17 protein-coding genes are annotated in these 19,892 nt (G+C 33.6%); 8 read left to right on the forward strand and 9 right to left on the reverse strand.

Annotated elements, in window-relative coordinates:
• Positions 1-122: 122 nt before the first annotated feature.
• Positions 123-2,009: an acetate--CoA ligase gene (gene acs, locus ACWIUX_RS03860; protein WP_448589409.1), complete on the reverse strand. Its 1,887-nt coding sequence runs from the start codon at positions 2,007-2,009 to the stop codon at positions 123-125.
• Positions 2,010-2,256: 247 nt separating this feature from the next.
• On the reverse strand, positions 2,257-2,601 hold the full coding sequence (locus tag ACWIUX_RS03865; RefSeq protein WP_448589410.1) for a cupin domain-containing protein: 345 nt from the start codon (positions 2,599-2,601) through the stop codon (positions 2,257-2,259).
• A 283-nt stretch (positions 2,602-2,884) separates the two neighbouring features.
• On the opposite strand from ACWIUX_RS03865, the gene ACWIUX_RS03870 reads away from it, so the two are divergent.
• From ACWIUX_RS03870 to prpB, 7 genes are read left to right on the forward strand one after another with little or no spacing between them, the layout of a single operon-like run.
• Positions 2,885-4,177: an MFS transporter gene (locus tag ACWIUX_RS03870; RefSeq protein ID WP_448589411.1), complete on the forward strand. Its 1,293-nt coding sequence runs from the start codon at positions 2,885-2,887 to the stop codon at positions 4,175-4,177.
• A gap of 15 nt (positions 4,178-4,192) precedes the next feature.
• On the forward strand, positions 4,193-4,420 hold the full coding sequence (locus ACWIUX_RS03875) for an FAD-dependent oxidoreductase (protein ID WP_448589412.1): 228 nt from the start codon (positions 4,193-4,195) through the stop codon (positions 4,418-4,420).
• Positions 4,336-5,565: an FAD-dependent tricarballylate dehydrogenase TcuA gene (gene tcuA / locus ACWIUX_RS03880; protein ID WP_448589446.1), complete on the forward strand. Its 1,230-nt coding sequence runs from the start codon at positions 4,336-4,338 to the stop codon at positions 5,563-5,565. The genes ACWIUX_RS03875 and tcuA overlap by 85 nt, the downstream gene beginning before the upstream one ends.
• On the forward strand, positions 5,558-6,649 hold the full coding sequence (gene tcuB, locus ACWIUX_RS03885; RefSeq protein ID WP_448589413.1) for a tricarballylate utilization 4Fe-4S protein TcuB: 1,092 nt from the start codon (positions 5,558-5,560) through the stop codon (positions 6,647-6,649). Before tcuA ends, tcuB begins: the two co-directional genes overlap by 8 nt.
• Positions 6,650-6,681: 32 nt before the next feature.
• Positions 6,682-7,782 carry an MmgE/PrpD family protein gene (locus tag ACWIUX_RS03890; RefSeq protein ID WP_448589414.1) on the forward strand — a complete coding sequence of 367 codons (1,101 nt, stop codon included), beginning with the start codon at positions 6,682-6,684 and terminating at the stop codon, positions 7,780-7,782.
• 55 nt (positions 7,783-7,837) lie between these two features.
• Entirely contained in the window at positions 7,838-8,059 is a 222-nt protein-coding gene (locus ACWIUX_RS03895) for a hypothetical protein (protein WP_448589447.1), read from the forward strand.
• A gap of 2 nt (positions 8,060-8,061) precedes the next feature.
• Positions 8,062-8,937, forward strand: a complete 876-nt coding sequence (prpB, locus tag ACWIUX_RS03900) for a methylisocitrate lyase (protein WP_448589415.1) — start codon at positions 8,062-8,064, stop codon at positions 8,935-8,937.
• Positions 8,938-9,017: 80 nt separating this feature from the next.
• On the opposite strand, the gene ACWIUX_RS03905 is transcribed toward prpB, so the two are convergent.
• A complete protein-coding gene (locus tag ACWIUX_RS03905) occupies positions 9,018-10,400 on the reverse strand; it encodes an MFS transporter (RefSeq protein ID WP_448589416.1) in 1,383 nt (460 codons plus the stop codon).
• Between the two features lie 272 nt (positions 10,401-10,672).
• Here ACWIUX_RS03905 and ACWIUX_RS03910 point away from each other — a divergent pair, with 272 nt between their 5' ends.
• Positions 10,673-10,960: an isocitrate lyase/phosphoenolpyruvate mutase family protein gene (locus ACWIUX_RS03910; RefSeq protein ID WP_448589448.1), complete on the forward strand. Its 288-nt coding sequence runs from the start codon at positions 10,673-10,675 to the stop codon at positions 10,958-10,960.
• 103 nt (positions 10,961-11,063) lie between these two features.
• Here the strand turns inward: ACWIUX_RS03910 and ACWIUX_RS03915 are convergent, their stop codons facing one another.
• The 6 genes from ACWIUX_RS03915 to sdaAA form a co-directional block, all read right to left on the reverse strand.
• Entirely contained in the window at positions 11,064-12,821 is a 1,758-nt protein-coding gene (locus ACWIUX_RS03915) for an ABC transporter ATP-binding protein/permease (RefSeq protein ID WP_448589417.1), read from the reverse strand.
• 285 nt (positions 12,822-13,106) lie between these two features.
• On the reverse strand, positions 13,107-13,766 hold the full coding sequence (locus ACWIUX_RS03920; RefSeq protein WP_448589418.1) for a helix-turn-helix transcriptional regulator: 660 nt from the start codon (positions 13,764-13,766) through the stop codon (positions 13,107-13,109).
• An 81-nt stretch (positions 13,767-13,847) separates the two neighbouring features.
• Positions 13,848-15,131 (reverse strand): L-cysteine desulfidase family protein, encoded by a 1,284-nt coding sequence (locus ACWIUX_RS03925; RefSeq protein ID WP_448589419.1) that lies wholly within the window; start codon positions 15,129-15,131, stop codon positions 13,848-13,850.
• A 66-nt stretch (positions 15,132-15,197) separates the two neighbouring features.
• On the reverse strand, positions 15,198-18,464 hold the full coding sequence (locus ACWIUX_RS03930) for an NAD-glutamate dehydrogenase domain-containing protein (RefSeq protein WP_448589420.1): 3,267 nt from the start codon (positions 18,462-18,464) through the stop codon (positions 15,198-15,200).
• Between the two features lie 56 nt (positions 18,465-18,520).
• Entirely contained in the window at positions 18,521-18,916 is a 396-nt protein-coding gene (locus ACWIUX_RS03935) for a RidA family protein (protein WP_448589421.1), read from the reverse strand.
• Positions 18,917-19,005: 89 nt separating this feature from the next.
• Positions 19,006-19,878 (reverse strand): L-serine ammonia-lyase, iron-sulfur-dependent, subunit alpha, encoded by an 873-nt coding sequence (gene sdaAA / locus ACWIUX_RS03940; protein WP_448589422.1) that lies wholly within the window; start codon positions 19,876-19,878, stop codon positions 19,006-19,008.
• Positions 19,879-19,892: the final 14 nt, after the last annotated feature.

Below are 19,892 nucleotides of genomic sequence, written 5' to 3' on the forward strand. Positions count from 1 at the left end.
AACCACCTCTTAAAATTTTTTCTTAAATTATAATATAATTTTACTTACAAATCAAAAAAGAAAGCACTAAGCTTTCTTTTTTGATTTGTATCAAAATCTAAAACTTAAATATAAAATAAAACTTAGTCTTCTAAGGTAGACAAATCTCCAATAGGCTGCCCTAATTCTTGAGCGCGCAAAACTCTTCTCATAATCTTACCAGATCTTGTTTTAGGCAATGATTCTACGAATTGAACTTCTGCAGGCTTTGCAATAGGACCTAATTCATGTCCAACATGATTTTTAAGTTCTTGTGCAAGTTTTTCAGAGGGTTCATAACCGAATTTAAGAATGACAAAAACTTTTATAATATTACCTTTTAAGGGGTCAGGTTTTCCTATAGCTGCAGCCTCAGCTACTGCAGGATGAGATACAAGTGCACTTTCTATCTCAGCAGTACCCAATCTATATCCTGCAACCTTTATTACATCATCTACTCTGCCAATTATCCAAATGTAACCATCTTCATCCTTCTTGGCAGAATCACCAGCAAAATAAACTCCAGGAAATCTACTCCAATATTGTTGTTTATATCTTTCAGGATCTTTATAAACTGTTTGCAACATTGCAGGCCATGGAGTTTTAATGATGAGGAAGCCTTCTTCACCTGGCTTTACACTTTCTCCCTCTTCGTCTACTACATCTACAACTATGCCAGGAAACGGTTTAGACGCAGAACCTGGTTTCAAAGGAGTACAAGGCAAAGGAGTTATAATGTGCATTCCTGTTTCTGTCTGCCACCACGTATCCATTATGGGACATCTTTCTTGCCCTATTACTTTATAAAACCACAGCCACGCCTCAGGATTTATTGGCTCTCCAACACTGCCTAGAATTCTTAAAGTTGATAAATCTCTTCTATTTACCCAAGATGAGCCATATCTCATAAGACTTCTAATAGCAGTCGGAGCAGTGTAAAAGATAGTAACGTTATGCCTCTCTACTATTGACCACCACCTATCAGGTAGCGGATAAGTTGGTGCCCCCTCATACATTACAGTAGTAGCACCATTAAGAAGGGGACCGTATACTACATAACTGTGTCCTGTAACCCATCCAGAGTCAGCCGTACACCAGTGTGTATCCTCTTCCTTCATGTCAAAAACCCACTTAGTCGTTATATATGTGCCTACCATATAACCACCGTGTGAGTGTACAACACCTTTAGGCTTTCCAGTAGTTCCTGAGGTATATAATATAAAGAGTGGATCTGTAGCATCCATTACTTCAGTATCACACTTCGGAGAGGCAATAGGCAGCGCCATTAACTCATGATACCAAAGATCTCTTCCAGGAGTCATGTCCACATCAGCACCAGTTCTCTTTACTACAATTACAGAAATAATACTTGGACATTTAGAAACCGCTTCATCAACAATATTTTTTAGTGGTACAACTTTACCGTTATAAAAACCGCCGTCAGCTGTAACCACTATTTTAGATTCTGCGTCATTGATTCTATCCCTCAAAGCTTCAACGCTAAAACCTGCATATACCAATGTATGAATTGCACCAATTTTTGCAGCAGCAAGCATTGCAATCATCTGTTCAGGAATTCTGGGTAGATAAATACTTACCCTATCTCCTTTTTGAACTCCCATAGCTTTTAATACATTAGCAAATCTATTGACTTCTCTTTGTAGCTGAAGATAGGTATAAGTTCTTACCTCAGAATTTTCACCCTCCCATATAAGGGCTAATTTATTCCTTCTCCAGGTATTAACATGCCTATCGAGCGCGTTATAGACAATATTAGTCTTTCCGCCTACGAACCATTTTGCGAATGGATATTCCCACTCTAATACTTTGTCCCAGGGCTTAAACCAACTTAATTCTGAAGCAATTACAGACCAAAATGATTCGGGATGCTCTGCTGCATACTGGTAAATTTCATCATAATTCTTTACATTTAATTTGGATTTTAACTCATCAGAGGGATAGAAAAACTTCCCGTTTTGATTTGTGGACATCTTTCTCCTCCTTTAAAATTGTTAGAATTGTTTGAATATTGTAACAATACTATTTTTGATTGTCAAATTTAGAAATTTATTTTTTAATTCAAATTTTTTTAAGCAGCATCCAGGCTAAGAAGTTAAGAACTATAGGCATTTTTCAACTCCCCTATTACACTTCGCATTCCCCTGAAGAAGTTTAAAGAATCAATAAAGGTTATCTACCAGTTGATATATATATACATATCAAATATTTTTAGAGAATTTATAGTTTATTTAGCCAAAAACTAAAATCTCTTCCAGGTACAAAGATGTCAAGACCTATTGAGGGTTCATCTAATAAATTTACCACAGTGTGTATTTCGTTTGGTTCTATATATACGCAATCGTTTTCTGATAACACTACTTCGCTGTCCTGGTTTCTTACAGACATTTTGCCTTTTAGCACAACTAAAATTTGGGCGTTAACGTGAAAGTGCTCTGGAGAAGCGTGATGCGGGGGTTTCACAAAATGTTCTATGGATATAGAGTCCTGGTTACAAAGGCTTGTTCGTTTCCAATCTTTTTGCGGCTCGTAGCTTTGTGCCGATTTAAAAAAAATAGGTTTCACTGCTTACCTCCTTTTAATTAAAAACATCCCTTCCCTCAAAAAAAATCTTATTTGTTTTTATTTTATCACAAGTGTTTAGGGTTAAAGTTCTTAAAGTTATCTTAACTTTTTCAGTTAATATTTAATTTTTTATATTTAAAGAAGATACATAAATTATCAGAACGATTATTGTGCTGCCTTGCTTTTAACATATTGAACATAAATTGGATATAACTTAAGATATATAAATATCTAAATTAATTTGTTAACACAAATAAATAAATTTGGGAGGTGGATGGGACAAATGGAAGCTGATCAAAAAAAGATTAACCCCTGGAGTGTCTATCCAGGCGCGTTTATTGGCTGGATGGTGGACGGCTTTGATCTAAGTATGATGTTCTTGTTAATACCGATTCTCGCACCTCAGTTTTTTCCAAAGAGTTCTGCAATAGCCATTATTGGAGTGTGGAGCATTTATACCATTACACTGGTTTGTAGACCTTTAGGCGGAATTCTATTCGGCATTCTTGGAGACAAAATTGGCAGAAGAAAAGCAATATTTGCTGCAGTAGCTGGATTAGGAATTTCTGTATTTCTTACAGGATTCTTGCCAAACTATCATAGCATAGGAGTTTGGGCTCCAATATCACTCACATTTCTAAGGGTATTGACTGGCATATTTGCAGGAGGTGAATACAGCAATAGCGCAGTTATCATCGTAGAATCCGCAGAAAAAAATAAAAGAGGACGTTGGGGGGGAGCAATACAAGCAGGATATGCAGTAGGTTTCTTAGTTGCAGCAATACTATTTTTATTTTTACACTACGCAATACCAAAAGAGAGCTTTGCAAATTATGGCTGGAGATGGATGTTCTGGTCTTCAATAGTCTTAACAGTAATTGCACTTCTTGTTGTAAAGTACAGAATGATAGAATCTATAAAATGGGAAAAGGCAAAAGAAGAGGGTAAAACTAAGAAAATGCCTTTAACTGAAATTTTAAAAAATGGCGAAACCCTGAAAGAGGTTCTTACAGGAATTCTTTTTATGGTCGGAATGTCCTGGATTTATGGGCTAACTCTTGGGTTTTTCCCTACCGTTTTAGCTTTGGGAAAGCAATTCGTTTTTCCACAAACGCTTTACGTAGTAATAATAGCGCTAACGGCAGCTGTAATTGGATATCTTTTTTCTGGTTTTGTAAGTGATTTTATCGGCAGAAGAAGAACAGTTATAACATTTTCTTTGATAGCAATGATAGTTTCATTGTTTTCTGCTCAGATCATCTCAAAAACTAATGATTTCACATATTGTGCTATATTTGCAAGCATATTAGGCTTTTTTTCAGCTGGATTATATGGAGTCACGCCTACTTATCTGTCTGAAAGGTTTTCCACACATATTAGAAGCACTGCAGTAGGCATCTCGTTTAATTTTGGATTTATTTTTGGAAATTGGGGAACGGCTATACTTTTAGTATTCACTAAAATTTCCTCTTCTAATTTCCCAAATATGTGGAGTGCCTTTATAATATTTGGAGAAGTTTTAGTTATGCTTTCAGCTTTGCTGTCAAAGGAGACAAAAGACGTTGAATTGCGTTAATCTAATTAGGATATTATGGACTATGACGTTATAGTAGTCGGAGCAGGAAATGCAGGCCTTTGCGCTGCAATGAGCGCTGCAGAGAACGGCGCAAAGGTCTTGCTGCTAGAAAGATCTCCAATATTTTACAGGGGGGAAATAGCCGTCATACCAGAGATATCAGGTATGCTCACGATAAGCCGAATCAATACACCAGTGGCTCATACACAGCAGAAAATTTTTACAAGGACATACTCGAAGTAACAAAGGGCGAAACAAATAAAGAATTGGCAAAATTTTGTGCAGAGAAATCCCAAGACATCATCTTCTGGATGCAAAATCACGGATGTAAATTCCAGCCCACTATAAAAGGAGCTCTTCACCTGGCTAACAGCGTTGCTTTTTTCTCTGGCGGTGGCAAGTCCATGGTTAATAACTACTACCATTATTGCCAAAAAGTTGGCGTAAAAATTATTTATGATGCATTTGTAGTCGATTTAAAGTTCAAAAACAAGAAATTTTATTCAGTCGTAGTCAACTACAAGCATAGTCTTCATGAAATAACCGCAAAAAGCTTAGTCCTTGCATGTGGTGGATTTCAGAGCAATATTGAACAGTTGAAAGAAATTTGGGGAGACTCAGCAAACAATCTAATTATCAGAGGGACTCCATATGATGAAGGAAACTTATTCAAGATTCTAATAGAAAATAATGCAATGCTTGTTGGAGACCCAAAAAATGCCCATATGTTGGCATTGGATGCAAGAGCACCAAAATTTGATGGCGGCATCGTCACCAGGTTAGACTGTATACCCTTTGGCATAGTGGTAAACAAAAATGCCGCAAGATTTTATGATGAAGGAGAAGATATATGGCCCAAAAGATATGCTATTTGGGGACACATATTGATTAATCAACCTGATCAGATAGGATATGTTATTTTTGATTCTAAGGTAGTAAATCTTTTTATGCCGTCCGCTTTTCCTGCATTCAGAGCCGATTCTCTAAAAGATCTCTGTGCTGAACTTAACCTCAATTCTGAGAGTTTAATAAAAACCGTAGAAGATTACAATAATCACTTGTCATCAGGAAAATTCGACCCATCTATCTTAGACGATTGTAAAACTATAGATTTAGAACCTCCCAAGAGCCATTGGGCGCTGCCTATCGATAAACCACCATTTTACGCCTATCCATTAAGACCTGGCATTACTTTCACATATTTATCAGTTAAAGTAAACAAAAATTCTCAAATTTTGACAAAAGATGGCGAATCCTTTGAAAACGTTTTTGCTGCTGGAGAGATTATGTCTGGGAACATATTGAGCAAGGGATATATGGCTGGAACAGGTCTTACTATTGGTACTGTTTTTGGTATTACGGCTGGAAAGGAAGCTGCAAATGTTTGATAAAGATTTTGAGGATGCAAGATTTTCACTAAATATTTGCAACGCATGCAGATATTGCGAAAACATTTGCCCTGTTTTCAAGGCAATAGAATTTAGAAGAACCTTTTCTGACAATAGCATAATCTATCTGGCAAATCTTTGTCACGACTGCAGGGGTTGTTATTATGCCTGTCAATATGCCCCACCTCATACTTTTGATATAAATATCCCAAAAATTTTTGGGACACTAAGATTAGAAACCTATAAAAATTATAAAAAGTCAAAATTCTCAAAGGAGATCATTGAAAAGCCACATATCTTTAGCATTGCTATTTTTCTAATTTCATTTCTTTTCTATACTATCTCGTCAATAATATACACGGGGAAGTTGAGCTTAAAAGGTCTCTTTGAACAAAATACATCATTCTATAGTGTTTTACCTGAAAACTTTTTAATTATCACAATACTTATTCCATTCACAATATCATTAACTATTTACATAAAAGACTTAATTGATTATTGCGATTATATTGATATAAAAAAAAGCGATTTCTTTAAACTCTTTAACCATATAAGTTCATTAAAAAGCGTAATTTTATTAGAATTCCTTGATGGAGGAAGCTTTGGTTGCAACTATCCAGATGAAGAATACAGCTTTTCAAGGAAGATTTACCACCAATTTGTATTGTTTGGATTCATAATAACGTTCATATCGACTTTAATAGCTGCATTTATGGGTCATATTTTAAATATTTCGCCACCATATTCTTTTACAAGCTTACCAGTGATATTTGGCACTATTGGCGGAGTCCTAATGATTTTAGGGCTAACTGGACTGCTATATTTGAGAACTAAAATGGATAGGATACCATATAGCGAGAATATAAATTCAATGGATATAAATTTTATAATGATATTATTAATGTCTGTTCTAACTGGCTTTTTAGTTTTACTTTTCAGATCTACAATATTTATGCCAATTTTATTTATAATTCATCTAAGCACAGTAATAACCTTCTTTATAATGCTCCCCTTTAGCAAATTACAGCATGCTGTCTTCAGGTATGCATCAATATATAAATATTTTTCTGAGATGAATAAATAAGTTTCTAATTAAAAATTGTTAGGGGTGTTGAAATGGACAAATATAATGATTTGTTTTCAGACTATGCAGTAAAAGTTAAGGACATCTCACCAGAAACAACGCATGAAGTAAAGAGAAGAATACTCGACTCATTTGGAGTAATGTATCTGGCTTTTCATGAAGATACCTCAAAAGCAGCAAGAAATTATGATTATATGTTCGAATATAAAAATGGCGCAAGCCTTTTTGGTCTAAATTTTAAGACAACTCCTGAAATTTCAGCATTTGCAAACTGTGTTCTCGTGAGATATTTAGATTTCAACGATACATATCTTTCGAAGGAACCCCTTCATCCAAGCGATATGATACCAGGTTTATGGTCTGTAGCTGAATGGAAAGGACTTAGCGGCAAAAAACTTATTGAAGCGATAGCTGTTGCCTATGAAATAGCTGTAAGTTTATGTGACGCAGCCAGTCTTAGAGAGTATGGATGGGACCATGTGAATTATATCTCAATTGGAACAGTTTGTGGCTTAGGCAGGATGCTCGAGCTTAAAAAAGAAGTAATAGAAAACGCCATCTCTATTACTATAGTTCCAAACTCTTCAATGAGGCAGACACGTTCGGGAGAGCTATCCATGTGGAAAGGCGCAGCAGCAGCCAATTCTGTAAGAAATGCTATCTTCGGTACACTTCAAGCATCTTGTGGTATAACAGGACCAAATAAACCCTTTGAAGGCGAGATGGGTTTTTTTAAAGAATTACTTGATGGGAATGCGTTTGATGACAGAGCTTTGGGCTCTTTATTTAATATAGATTCGCCGAGAAAAATTTTAGATACATATATAAAATTTTATCCCGTAGAATACCATGCTCAAGGCGCAGTAGATATCTCCAAAGAACTCCATAAATATATAAAATCAGCAGACGATATTGACTCCATCACTATTGAAACATTTAAAGCAGCATACGATATTATCGCAAAGGATCCAGAAAAATGGAACCCGAAAACAAAAGAAACTGCAGATCACAGTTTCCAATACATTACTGCAGCATGTATCTTAGATGGATTTATCTCAAAAGATTCTTTTTCTAAAAATAAATTAAATAATCCATCTATCAAAAGCATCCTCAAGAAGATTGATATAGATTGATATAAAGGAAGATGTAGAACTTACTAAACTATATCCTGAAGGAATTCCGAATCGCATAACGCTCAACACAAGAGATAAAAAAACTTATTCAAAAGAGATAATGTATCCACGTGGTCATTCAAAAAACAAGATGACCGATGATGAAGTAATTAAGAAATTTAAAGATAATACTGAATCGATTTTAAGCCCATCAGAAAAAGATAACATTATAGATACCATAATGAACCTGGATAAGTGTGAAAATATTTCAGAAATATCTAATAGCCTGAGAATATAACAATGACCTGGCTAATTGAAGACCAAGAAATAAACCCTTCTCTCTCCCTAAAAAGATTAATGAAAGACAATGACATAATACCTGTCGCAGGAGTATACAATCCTATCTGCGCTCTTCTTGCAAGAAAGGCAGGTTTTCAGTGCTGTTATTTATCAGGCGGGGCTCTTAGCGCCAGTCTTGGATTACCAGACCTAAGCTTGATAGAGTTAAGTGAGGTATCAATGATGACGCGATATATTTATAGGGCATCAAATTTACCCTTAATTGTAGATGTAGATGTGGGCTTTGGAGAAGCTTTAAATGTATCTAGAACAGCAAAAGAAATAGAGGAAGCAAGAGGAGCAGCTATTCAGATAGAAGATCAGGTTTTACCAAAAAAATGCGGCCATTTGGCTGACAAAAAGATAGTTGATGCCGAAACAATGATTGAAAAGATAGCTATAGCAAGGAAATCATCGAAAAGTCTTATAATAATTGCTCGAACCGATGCAAAAGCCATATATGGAATAGAGGAAGCAATAAGAAGAGCTAAACTATATCTAAAAGCTGGTGCAGATGTGATATTTCCAGAAGCTCTTGAAACAGAAGATGAGTTTAAGTTATTTGCAAAAGAGATTAGTGCTCCCCTGCTAGCAAATATGACAGAATTTGGAAAAACACCTTATATCAGTATCCAAAAATTTAAAGAGTTAGGGTACAAGTTTGTAATCTTTCCAGTAACTGCCCTAAGACTTTCCAACAAGACTGTCTTGGAAGGATTTAAAAATATTTTAACAAGTGGCACTCAAAAAGAGATAATTTCCAAAATGCAAACAAGACAGGAATTATACGAGCTGATTAAATATAAAGAATACGAGAATCTCAATAAAGGGGTGTAAAGGTATAAAGCCCCTCAACTCTCAAAGTTATCTTTGTTTTAGTTGAAGGGCTTTATATATATTTGTTCGCTTAAAGAGGTTTACTTAATTTCCTCTAGTTTCCTGCCAGTACTTTTTGGCCCCAAAAAGTAAAGGTCTAACACAAGAACTATTATAAAAAACCATAACACACCAAATGCCCCGCCAATACCGTACTCTTTGTAAATGATCGTGCCTATAAAGGTTGGCAAAATTGCAGAGCTAAATCTGCTCAATGCATAAGAAGTTCCTGTAGCACTAGCCCTGATTTGAGTTGGGAAAATTTCTGCATTATATTGATGATAAAAGTTTGACATATTCCAAAGAGAAAATGTAGTAAGAAATCCCATAAACAATGCTAAGTAGATATTTCCTGAAAATGCGAACAAAACCCCAAATACCCCTACAGCAATAATAGATATTATCAAGCCGTACTTTCTTTCAATCTTATCTATTACAAAAACGTTAAATATGCTTCCAATTAAAAAGCCAGAATATACTACAAAGGTAAACGCAAAGATCTGATTTAGGTTTATTCCCCTGGTGCCCAAAAACAATGGAACTAATGCTGTAAATCCATAAAAGAGAGCAGATTGAAAAAACATAAAAATAAACATCATAATTGTCTTGCCCACGATACCAGGCTTAAACAGATCAAAATATCTTGATGTCTCTTTTTTAGCTTCAGCCCTAATTTCTGGCTCTGGCAAAGATTTTAGATTCTTTTCATTCATAATATCGTTTTCAATTTTAGACATCAGCTTATCTGCTTCTTCGTATTTGCCCTTACTAACCAACCATCTTGGGGACTCGATCATCTTAAACCTTGTAACCCAAACCACCAGCGCTCCAATGCCAGCAATCAAGAGAAAAACCCTCCAGGCATCATGAGGCATATTTTTTTCTAAAATTGTTGCAAGCAATGCGCCAATAGGTGCAGAAGTTACAACTACTGTATAAGCCAGAGCAAGCCGTTTACCTCTTGTTTTTCTGGGCATCACTTCGCTTATAAATGTATCCATCAGAACTCCTTCTGCGCCTATTCCCATACCTGCAATAAATATTAATATTAATATAGTGTTAAGATCATTTAAAAATGAAGCAACAATTAGAGGAATTCCAAAAATTAACAAATTAAAAAAGTACATTGTCCTTCTACCAAAAATATCAGCAAGCCTGCCGAGAATAATTGCGCCAAAAAGCATTCCAAAAAAGGCATAAGAAATTAAAACAATAGGACCCTTTCCAGACGGATAGCCAAAACTAATGCCAAGTAAAGCTACAAGTATCCCTAAACTTAGAAGAATAAGAGTATCAAACCACTCTCCAGCAGTTATCATCCACAAAAAATTCCAGTGAAAACCGCTCAGAGGAAGTCTTTCTAACCTGGCTGCAATGCTTGATTGAGACTGTTTCTCTTTTGCATTTTCTTTAATTTCCCCCATCGTCGAACCTCCTTAAGAATTATAAAGACGATTAAATAAAGCTTATAACATTAAATTTATTGTAAGGCTATCGTGCTATTTGTCAATAAAAAATCTTACATATAAAAATTAGTAAGTAAGCAGTTATCAATAAAAATAATTAATGAACAAGCAATTAGGTATATAATTTTATATATTATTATATTTATAAAATATTTATAAAATCTACAGGAGGAAACAAAGTCAAAAAGAGTTATAACCATGTTTAGAGAGCTTCTATATTCACCAGATATATTAGAACTGCCAGGCGTCTACGATGCCTAAACGCAAAAATAGTTGAAAAGCAGGAATGGCCAAAAAGATGTGGACATATGAAAGGAAAAAGGCTGATCTCAGTTGATGAACACTGTATGAAAATTAAGGCTGCAGTCGAATCAAAGAAAGATCCAGATCTAGTGATAATGGCAAGAACAGATTTTAAAGCTGTCAGCGTCATTGAAGACGCAACATATAGGACTACAAAATATGCAGATGCAGGTTTTAAAGATTCAATTCCCTTATTGGGCTTCCGGATTATTTAGAGATAGAGAAAAAGTATAAATTATAAATAAATTTAGAAAAATTACGCGTATTTTAGACTAAAATAATATTTGTTATTATTTACCAAAATTTATAGTCTCAGGTTTATTCTTTTATAAGAGATTTATCTGCATCTATAAGATTTATTCTTTCTAAATTCCACTTTCCTTCTCCTAAAATTGTCAATTTAGTTCTATGATATGATAATAAACTTGATCTATGACCAACGCTTATCACAGCGCTATCTGGCAAATCAACCTTTAACCTATCGTATAACATTCTTTCAGACATTTCATCAAGTGCGCTTGTAGCCTCATCCATAAATATCCATTCGGGTTTTTGTAGAAAAATCCTACCAAAAGCCAGATATTGCTGTTCGCCAATAGAGAGAGTTTGTGACCACATATTTACTTCTAATATACGATCTACCAGGTGCTTTAGATTTAAGCTAAAAAGTAGTTCTTTTAAAACGTCGTCGCTTATATTTGGATCTCCATTTGGATAGATCAAAACATCTTTCAAAGTTCCTATTGGTAGGTAAGGTTTTTGTGGCAGAAAAAGAATTCTATCCTTTGGTGGAATAAAAATCCTACCTTCTCCAAATGGCCATAAACCAGCCAGAGTTCTTATTAAAGTGCTCTTTCCTATACCGGAGCTACCTACCACAAGAAGTCTCTCAGATTTGTTAAGAGACATATTCAAATTGCTTATCAGTGGAGTTTTGTTATCAGGTAAAAGAATAGAAAGGTTTTCCACTTTCAAACTTTCAGATTGACTTATTAATATCCTATTATTTTCCTTTTGAAGTTTTTCAATAAAACTAATGTTGTGTTCAAAAGTTCTTAGCCTATCTGCCACAGCGTGCCAGCTTGCGAGTGATGGATAACTATTAACTATATATGATAAAGAAGACTGTACCTGTCCGAATGCCTGAGCGATCTGCATAAGACCACCCAACTGAATTTGCCTAGCAAAAAATCTAGGAGATGCAACTAATATGGGAAATATTATTGCTATCTGATTATATCCAGAAGTAAACCATCCAAGCATTTTCTGCCTAACCATTATTTTCCAGTAATTCTCAAATACATCTTTGAAGTTGAGCATAAGATGATTGTGTTCCTTTTTTTCTCCCCCATAAAGAGCTACACTTTCGCTATTTTCACGAATACGAACCATATTGAATCTGAAATTTGCCTCATACATCTGCTGATTAAAATTCAAATCTATCAATGGCCTACCGATAAATGCAGTTATCCATGTACCAGCAATTGCATAAAAGATAGCCGCCCAAAGCATATAACCAGGTATTAAAATTTGATTACCAAGTATTGTAAATGAAATTGAGCCTGATATCGTCCACAAAATACCTACAAATGATGCAAGAGTGACCACTGAGCTAAGTAACCCTAGCGATAAATTCAGTGTTTGAGACACAAAAAGATTCAGATCTTCACTAATACGCTGATCTGGGTTGTCAGTTGAATTGTTAAAAACCTGAAGGTGATAATAAATTTTTTTGTCTAACCATTTTTTTAAAAAATTATTTGTAAGCCATTTTCTCCATTTAATCTGAAGCATCTGGTTTAAATACAAAGAATATACTGCAGCCACAATGTAGAAGAAAGCTAGAACACAAAATTGAAGAATAGCCACCCAGAAAGCCTGAGCATTCAACTCCTGAAGAGCATTATAAAATTCATTGTACCAAAGATTTATAAGAACATTTATAAGAACTAAAAACAGGTTCAGAAAAATTATTACAATTAAGAGAAACCAAGCAATCTTTTTTTCTTCTGATTTCCAGTATGGCTTAATTATCTCCCAAGTATCTTTAAGAAATTCTTTATTGAATTGCTTCATATAATTTACCCTCAGTTTTCTAAAATATTTACAATTTTATTTAATATAGATTTTTAATATATCAGATTTTTAAAATTTCACAAATAGTTTTTTGAATAAATCTTTTGAGATTTTAAATTTATCTTATTAAGAATTTATTAGAGCTCTAATCATCTACAAATATATTCTTTCCTTAAAACCATACCCTCTCCCTCTCAAATGTTCTTAAAACTTTAGTAGAATTAGTAGAATATGATTAACTTTTAGCTACTTGTTCATTAAAAAATAATTTACATAAAGTTAAAATCAGTCATCATCAGAATTAGTACTGCTGCGAACCTTTTGCAAATAACTATATATTGTAAATTTAGAAAGCCCCAATATAGATGCGACATATTCAACAGATCCCTTTATGAGGAAAGCTCCCTTTTCCTCTAGAAATGCAACAAATTTAATTTTTTCTTCTGGTAAAAAGCTTGACGGTTGTTTCCCAAAGGACAAAATAGCTTCTTGTGTAAGGGTTTCAATCGTTTCATTGAGATTTTTTGCAAAAGTTTCATTTCTATCATATTCTGAACCCTTTTCCAAAAGATCTTTAAAAACATTATAGGTTCCTATAAATTCAGTAATATCGAAGTTCACGCAAAAAGCACCAATTATCTTTCCTTTCTTATCTCTAATGAAGCTTGTAGTAGATCTTAATATTCTGCCATCTTTTGTAACACTTTTATATCCAATCATATCTTTTGCCTTGTCCTTGTTTTTCTTTAATACCTTTAATACAAGATCAGTTATTGGCGCACCAGTTTGTCTATGAGTAATATCACCAGCAATATGAATTAACGATTTCTCAGGCGTCCTTAGATCGTGAACAGCTACCTCACAATTTTTCCCAAACATTTCACTAATAGAATCAGCTATATTTATCAGGTTATCAAAAATTACCTTTCTCTCATCAGTAGACATCTAGCCTCCAAACTCACTGGTAATATTTTAATTATTATATTTCAAAATTTAGAAATATACCACAAAATTTCAAAGAAGTCACTATCGCTTATTTACCATTATATCTAATATAGTATCATCTGTATCTTTCATTCCCTCCGTGGAAATTCTCCCAAGGTTTCTTATACAATCTTCAGCTTTATCTTCTAAAATTCCATTATCTGAAGGTATCACAATATCGTTTATAGCCATATTTGAGGCTTCAATTGCAGATATTGAAGAAAGATAAAGTTTATATGCACACCCAATTTTAGCTCCATCACAGATCATGCCCGACAATCCCGCTAGTACATTTTTTATTGAATTTACAATTTTAACTTTTTTAACTTTATTCTTTACCCGTAAATAAGTAAGGCCTGCACTACACCCAGCACCAGCAGCTATTCCACAACCACAAAGAGGAGATAACACTCCAGTATAGGATTTTACATAAGAAGTAAGTAAGTGACTTAAAGCCACAGCTCTAATAATTTCTTCTTTATTAAATCCGCTTTGCTCGCCAATAATTGATATTGGTATTATTGCAACCAAACCGTGATTTCCCGATCCAGCACTACTCATAACAGGCAAAGGATAACCAGCCATCCTTGCTTCTGATGCCGAAACTGTCAAAGCAACAGCCAAAGATTCAGTATCAACGACTTTTTCTCTAATAAATCTTCCAAAACCTACTCCAACATCTTCTTTCAAACCAGCATATGCAATTTTTTTATTCATCTCTATACCATCAGATATAAATTCTATTTTTTCAATTTCAACGTTGTCCACAAAATCTATAAGTTCATAAATAGAAAAATCCTTTATTTTATTTTTTATATGATTATTGGGAACTTTATTGGTTACTTTATCAGACTTGGTGACAAGATCGTCTTTACTCTCGAAAACTATATTGTCGTGCCTGTTTTCTATAATTACAACTGATTTATGAGAGTAGCCCTCTGCTTCAATTTTTATATAAAGCCCCTCAATATCTTTTTTTAGTTCTAAAGAAATAACATTATTTTTATTTTTTATGATTTCTTTAGCTTTCTCTATATCTGAATCATTAACATCTCTTAATGCTTCTAAACCATACTCAGATCTTCCACATACCAGAGAAAGAGCAGCAGCAAAGACAATGCCCTTTTCTTTCGTTCCTGGAATTGTAACAAACATGCCATTTTTTAAAATGTTTTTATCTACAGATATAGTTAATTTAGAAATCTCTTCACCGAGTATTTCCTTTGCCCTTGAAACAGCATATGCCACTGAGCCTGGTTCTGTGCAACCTAGTGCTGGTTTAACAGAATCTCTTAAAATTTGTAGAATTATATCATTAGTTATCATTCTATACCTCTCAATTCCATAAAACACGATGGATTTGATTAAAAATCCTATTTAATTTTCAAATTCTTACAAAAGTTCTTCCAACTTATCATACAAAAGCAAAACAGGATGTAAATTGTTTGCAGAAAGTTTAGAAACAGTATTCAATCTATTATTGTAATCTTCAAATATTTGTCTCTTTGCGGTCACAAGTGCTTCTAAATTCCCATTAAAATCACTTAGTATTTTTATTGCTAGCCTTACTACAAATAATACATATTTCTTTATCATTGAAAATTGAGCAAATCTATCCCACTCATTAATTACCCGAATAGAATTAACATAATCAATTGTCTTTTGAATACCAAACTTTTCTTTTATCTTTTCAATAGTTTCAATTGCCAAAATAAAATTCTTATCAGTTTTTCTTGTAATATAGTAAGCTAATATAAAATCATCAATAAAGTAATTATAGGCAATTCTTTCTGAAAGGTCTTTGCTAAAATATTTCGATAATTCTTTGAGTTTGTTTTCAAATTTTGACTTAAATATACCATCCTTTATTGCATTTTCTTTGTAGTAGTCTAAATAGTTTAACATCTCTTGTTTGTATACGTATTCTATTATTGAATCACCAAACAAATATATTTGATTAATAGCAAAACGTTCTATCGCGTAAAAAATATCAATAATAGTTTGATAAATAAAACTCTGTTCTAGTTTATTTTCATATGAAAAGATTTCGTTCCTAATATTTTGAACATCAAGTAAATCGTAAATAAAGATTAAAGTTTTAATAATACTTGTATAAGACAAACCAGTTAACATATTGATCTTTGCTATTGCTCCTACTCCATTGCTATTAACTACTAAATTTGTAATGTAGGTTGAAGCTATTTCTTTTTTTAACAAATGTTTGTCAATAAAATCCTTGTATACCTGCCTTGTAGAAGGAGCAAAGTATAACAAAGCATACTTATCAATCAAATGCTTGTCAAAATTTACCTCTTTCAAAAGACTTGTATAAATAAACATTTTCAAGAAGGATAACATGATAGAAAGCTCAGGTTTTGTATATCCAATGTGCGAATCAACTCTTGCTGCAAGTGTTTTCTTGTTTGGGAAACTATATTCAGTTTCATTAAACAACTCTTTACTCTTCAAAAATTCTATTAGTTCAAAAAATACTTCTGGCTCATGTCTTGATCTAATCTCGTCCAAAGATACAGCTAAACTTTGCATATAGTTGTGATCAAGCACTCTTTGAACCACTTCAGGAGTAAGTTTTTTTAGTATCTTATTTCTCTCATTCAGATCTTTAACAACTTTAGACCTCATCAAATCGTTAAGCAAGATTTTAAGATTTACTTCTTGATCAGACAAATCAACGCCCGCAGAATTATCTAATGAATCGGTATTTATTTTTCCGCCCAAAAGGGCATATTCAACTCTAGCTTTTTGAGTAAAGCCTAGATTTGCACCCTCACCAACAACCTTAGCCTTCACTTCGTTTGCATTTATTCTAACATTATCGTTTGTTTTATCTCCTACTTCTTCATGAATTTCACTGCTACTTTTTACATATGTACCAATACCACCCATCCACAGCAGATCTACATTTGCACTAAGTATTAGTTTAACCAATTCATCTGCAGAAACGTTATCCTTTTCAGTTCTAAGAAAATTTTTTACTTCTTGGCTCAAAACTATTGAACGTTCATCTCTCCCGCATACAAAACCACCCTTCGAAATGAGTTCTTTATTATAGTAACTCCAAGTGAGGGCATTATCAAAAAGCCTCTTTCTTTCTTTATATGAAACTTCAATATCAGGATTTGGATCTACAAATATCTCTTTACCATTAAAAGCAGCTTTAAGCTGAATATTCTTTAACTCAACCATAGCATTTCCAAAAACATCCCCACTCATGTCGCCCACACCAACAACAGAAATAACACTATTATCTAAATTTATATTAAGTTCTCTAAAATGTCTTTTTACACATACCAAAGCCCCTTTAGAAGTGATACCCAATTCTTTATGATCATAACCATACTTGCCACCAGAAGCAAAGGCATCTTTAAGCCAAAAATTATATTCTTCTTGAACAATTTCGTTTGCAATATCAGAAAACTTTGCTGTACCTTTATCTGCAGCTACAACTAAATATGGGTCAAATTCATCATAACAAACCACATTGTCCGGTCGCAACTCTTCATTTGATACGGAATAGTTATCAGTAATATCTAACATCCCTCTAATTAAAGTTTTATATGATTCGATGGCTTTTTCTTGGACATCACCGTTAGACTGTTTTATTATAAATCCGCCCTTTGAACCAACAGGCACTATTACTGCATTTTTTACCATTTGTGTTTTCATAAGTTCCAGTATTTCAAGCCTAAAATCATCCTTTCGATCGCTCCATCTAATTCCACCTCTAGCTACCTTACCTCCTCTTAAATGACAACCTTCCATCAAATATGAATGAACATATATTTCAAACATAGGTCTTGGTAATGGCATTTTAATAATTTTGGAAGAGTCTATTTTAAGAGAAATATAGTGATAAAGTTTCTCCCTATAAAAGTTTGTCCTGATTGTAGAATCAATCACGTTTAAGACTGAGTTTAAAATCTTGTATTCTTGTATGTTATTTATATTTTCAAGCAAACCTCTAATTTGGCTCGAAACCTCATTAATTTTTCTTGCACCCTTTTCTATACTTGGGTCAAACTTTTGTTCAAACAACTCGATGAAGAGTTTAGATAAATGTGAATACTTTACCAAAGTTGTATACAAAGATTTTCTTTTTATACTGAAATCTACCTGCATTAGATAATTACAAATCGTTCTTAATAAATCAATTTGTTTAAAATCTAAAAATTCTTTTGTTGCGAGAGTATTAAGTTCATCATTTTCAACCACACCGTTAATTATTGCTATAAAATTTTCCTGAACAATTGTTGCCTTTTCGCCGATATTTGAAGTAGCACCTTCTATATTGTATTTTTGTATAAGTATTTTCTTATCATTTACAATAATTTCGTAAAAATTGCCGTAAACAGCATTTAATCCCAAGTTCTTTAGAATAGGCAATACTTCGTATAAGGGTATTGTATAAAGGGAATAAATCTTAAAAAACAAACCATCATCTCGCTTAATAAGTCTGACTTGTTTTTGATCCTTTTTCATTAACACATCAATAGCGTTACTATCAATTATCGCCTCTTGTGGAGGAGTATTTAGTTTATAATCATCACTAAAAAAGGGGGAATATAAAGAAGCTATTTTATCATTTTTTGATAACCTATCGTATTCCTGTTTCCAGGATAACAAACTTTGAGATGACATCTTTAAACTCCTTTCAGCATTTTTTTAATTTTAATTAAATTAATAATTTATTAAGTTTAAAAGCTTGCTATAGCTTCAATCTCTATTCTTGCTCCTTTTGGCAATTTTGAAACTTCTATAGCAGATCTTGCTGGTAAAATATTTTTAAAATAGTTAGCATATATATCATTTATCAAACCAAACTCATCTATATCAATCAAAAATACCGTTGTTTTAACTACATCGTCTAAATCCAAATTGATAGAATTTAATATAGCTTTCAGGTTTTTCAAAGCTTGATCAAATTGAGTTTTCGTATCATACCCAGCAAAGTTACCTGTTTTTGGATCTATTCCAAGTTGACCTGAAACAAAAACAAATCCGTTGGCTATTATCGCTTGAGAATAAGGACCTACAGCAGATGGTGCATTTTCAGTAGAAACCACATTTAACTTTGGCAAGACTCTAATCATCTCCTTTTATATTAAGTTAAACTTATAACAACAAAATTAAGTTACACAGACATTACACAGACAAACCAATATTGAATAATACCTTTTTGTTACGCGTTCATCAAAGACTCTATCCTTTTGCCAGTAGGTGTTTTAGCAAGCCCTGCTTCTGACGTTTCTTTTAAGCTTTTAGGCATTAAACGCCCTATCTCATAAGCAGCGAGGATTACCTCATCAGGCGGTATAATACTTTCAATTCCTGCAAAAGCAAGCTCAGCTGCAACGAGTGCATGTATTGCAGCAAAAGCATTTCTTTTAACACAAGGCACCTCAACCAAACCAGCTACAGGATCACAAACCAGACCAAGATAATTTTTCAAAGCTAGAGCTATCGCATGACCAACTTGTTCAGGAGTTCCTCCTAATAACTCCAACACTGCACCCGCTGCCATGGCTGAGGCAGAGCCACACTCTGCCTGACATCCTCCCACAGCTCCTGCTAAAGATGCGTTCTTACCAATTACCATACCAATTCCCGCAGCAGTAAATAGACTTAACACAACTTTTTCATCAGGTAAGCCTATCTCTTCCGACACCGATAAAATAGCGCCTGGCAAAATTCCGCAAGAACCAGCAGTAGGACATGCAACTATCAAACCCATACACGCATTAACTTCGCTTACCGATAAAGCATAACAAATTGCTTTTTCTACAATTTTCCCCAAAAAAGAATTTTTACTTATAAAGCTATAAAATTTTGATGCATTCATACCTACCATTTTGCTTATAGAATAATTATTATTTTTTTTACCTTTTTCTATTGAATTTCTCATTACAATTAACCTTTGATTCATAATTTCTAAAATCTCTTTTTTACTTTTTTGTGTTTTTTGAGTTTCATATGATAAAACAATTTCAGAAATATTTGAACAATTTTCCTTAGCCAGTGAAATTAAATCTGATATTGTAGAAAAGGATCTCATAGGTCACACCCACC

Source organism: Thermodesulfobium sp. (assembly GCF_053498235.1).

Bases quoted from the DNA above. Each gene is read 5' to 3' on its own strand.
- ACWIUX_RS03915 (WP_448589417.1), bottom strand. From the start codon at position 12,821: ATGAAGCAATTCAATAAAGAATTTCTTAAAGATACTTGGGAGATAATT.
- sdaAA (WP_448589422.1), bottom strand. From the start codon at position 19,878: ATGAGATCCTTTTCTACAATATCAGATTTAATTTCACTGGCTAAGGAA.
- ACWIUX_RS03935 (WP_448589421.1), bottom strand. From the start codon at position 18,916: ATGATTAGAGTCTTGCCAAAGTTAAATGTGGTTTCTACTGAAAATGCA.
- ACWIUX_RS03925 (WP_448589419.1), bottom strand. From the start codon at position 15,131: ATGATAACTAATGATATAATTCTACAAATTTTAAGAGATTCTGTTAAA.
- ACWIUX_RS03875 (WP_448589412.1), top strand. From the start codon at position 4,193: ATGGACTATGACGTTATAGTAGTCGGAGCAGGAAATGCAGGCCTTTGC.
- ACWIUX_RS03890 (WP_448589414.1), top strand. From the start codon at position 6,682: ATGGACAAATATAATGATTTGTTTTCAGACTATGCAGTAAAAGTTAAG.
- ACWIUX_RS03930 (WP_448589420.1), bottom strand. From the start codon at position 18,464: ATGTCATCTCAAAGTTTGTTATCCTGGAAACAGGAATACGATAGGTTA.
- ACWIUX_RS03870 (WP_448589411.1), top strand. From the start codon at position 2,885: ATGGAAGCTGATCAAAAAAAGATTAACCCCTGGAGTGTCTATCCAGGC.
- tcuB (WP_448589413.1), top strand. From the start codon at position 5,558: ATGTTTGATAAAGATTTTGAGGATGCAAGATTTTCACTAAATATTTGC.
- prpB (WP_448589415.1), top strand. From the start codon at position 8,062: ATGACCTGGCTAATTGAAGACCAAGAAATAAACCCTTCTCTCTCCCTA.
- ACWIUX_RS03905 (WP_448589416.1), bottom strand. From the start codon at position 10,400: ATGGGGGAAATTAAAGAAAATGCAAAAGAGAAACAGTCTCAATCAAGC.
- ACWIUX_RS03920 (WP_448589418.1), bottom strand. From the start codon at position 13,766: ATGTCTACTGATGAGAGAAAGGTAATTTTTGATAACCTGATAAATATA.
- acs (WP_448589409.1), bottom strand. From the start codon at position 2,009: ATGTCCACAAATCAAAACGGGAAGTTTTTCTATCCCTCTGATGAGTTA.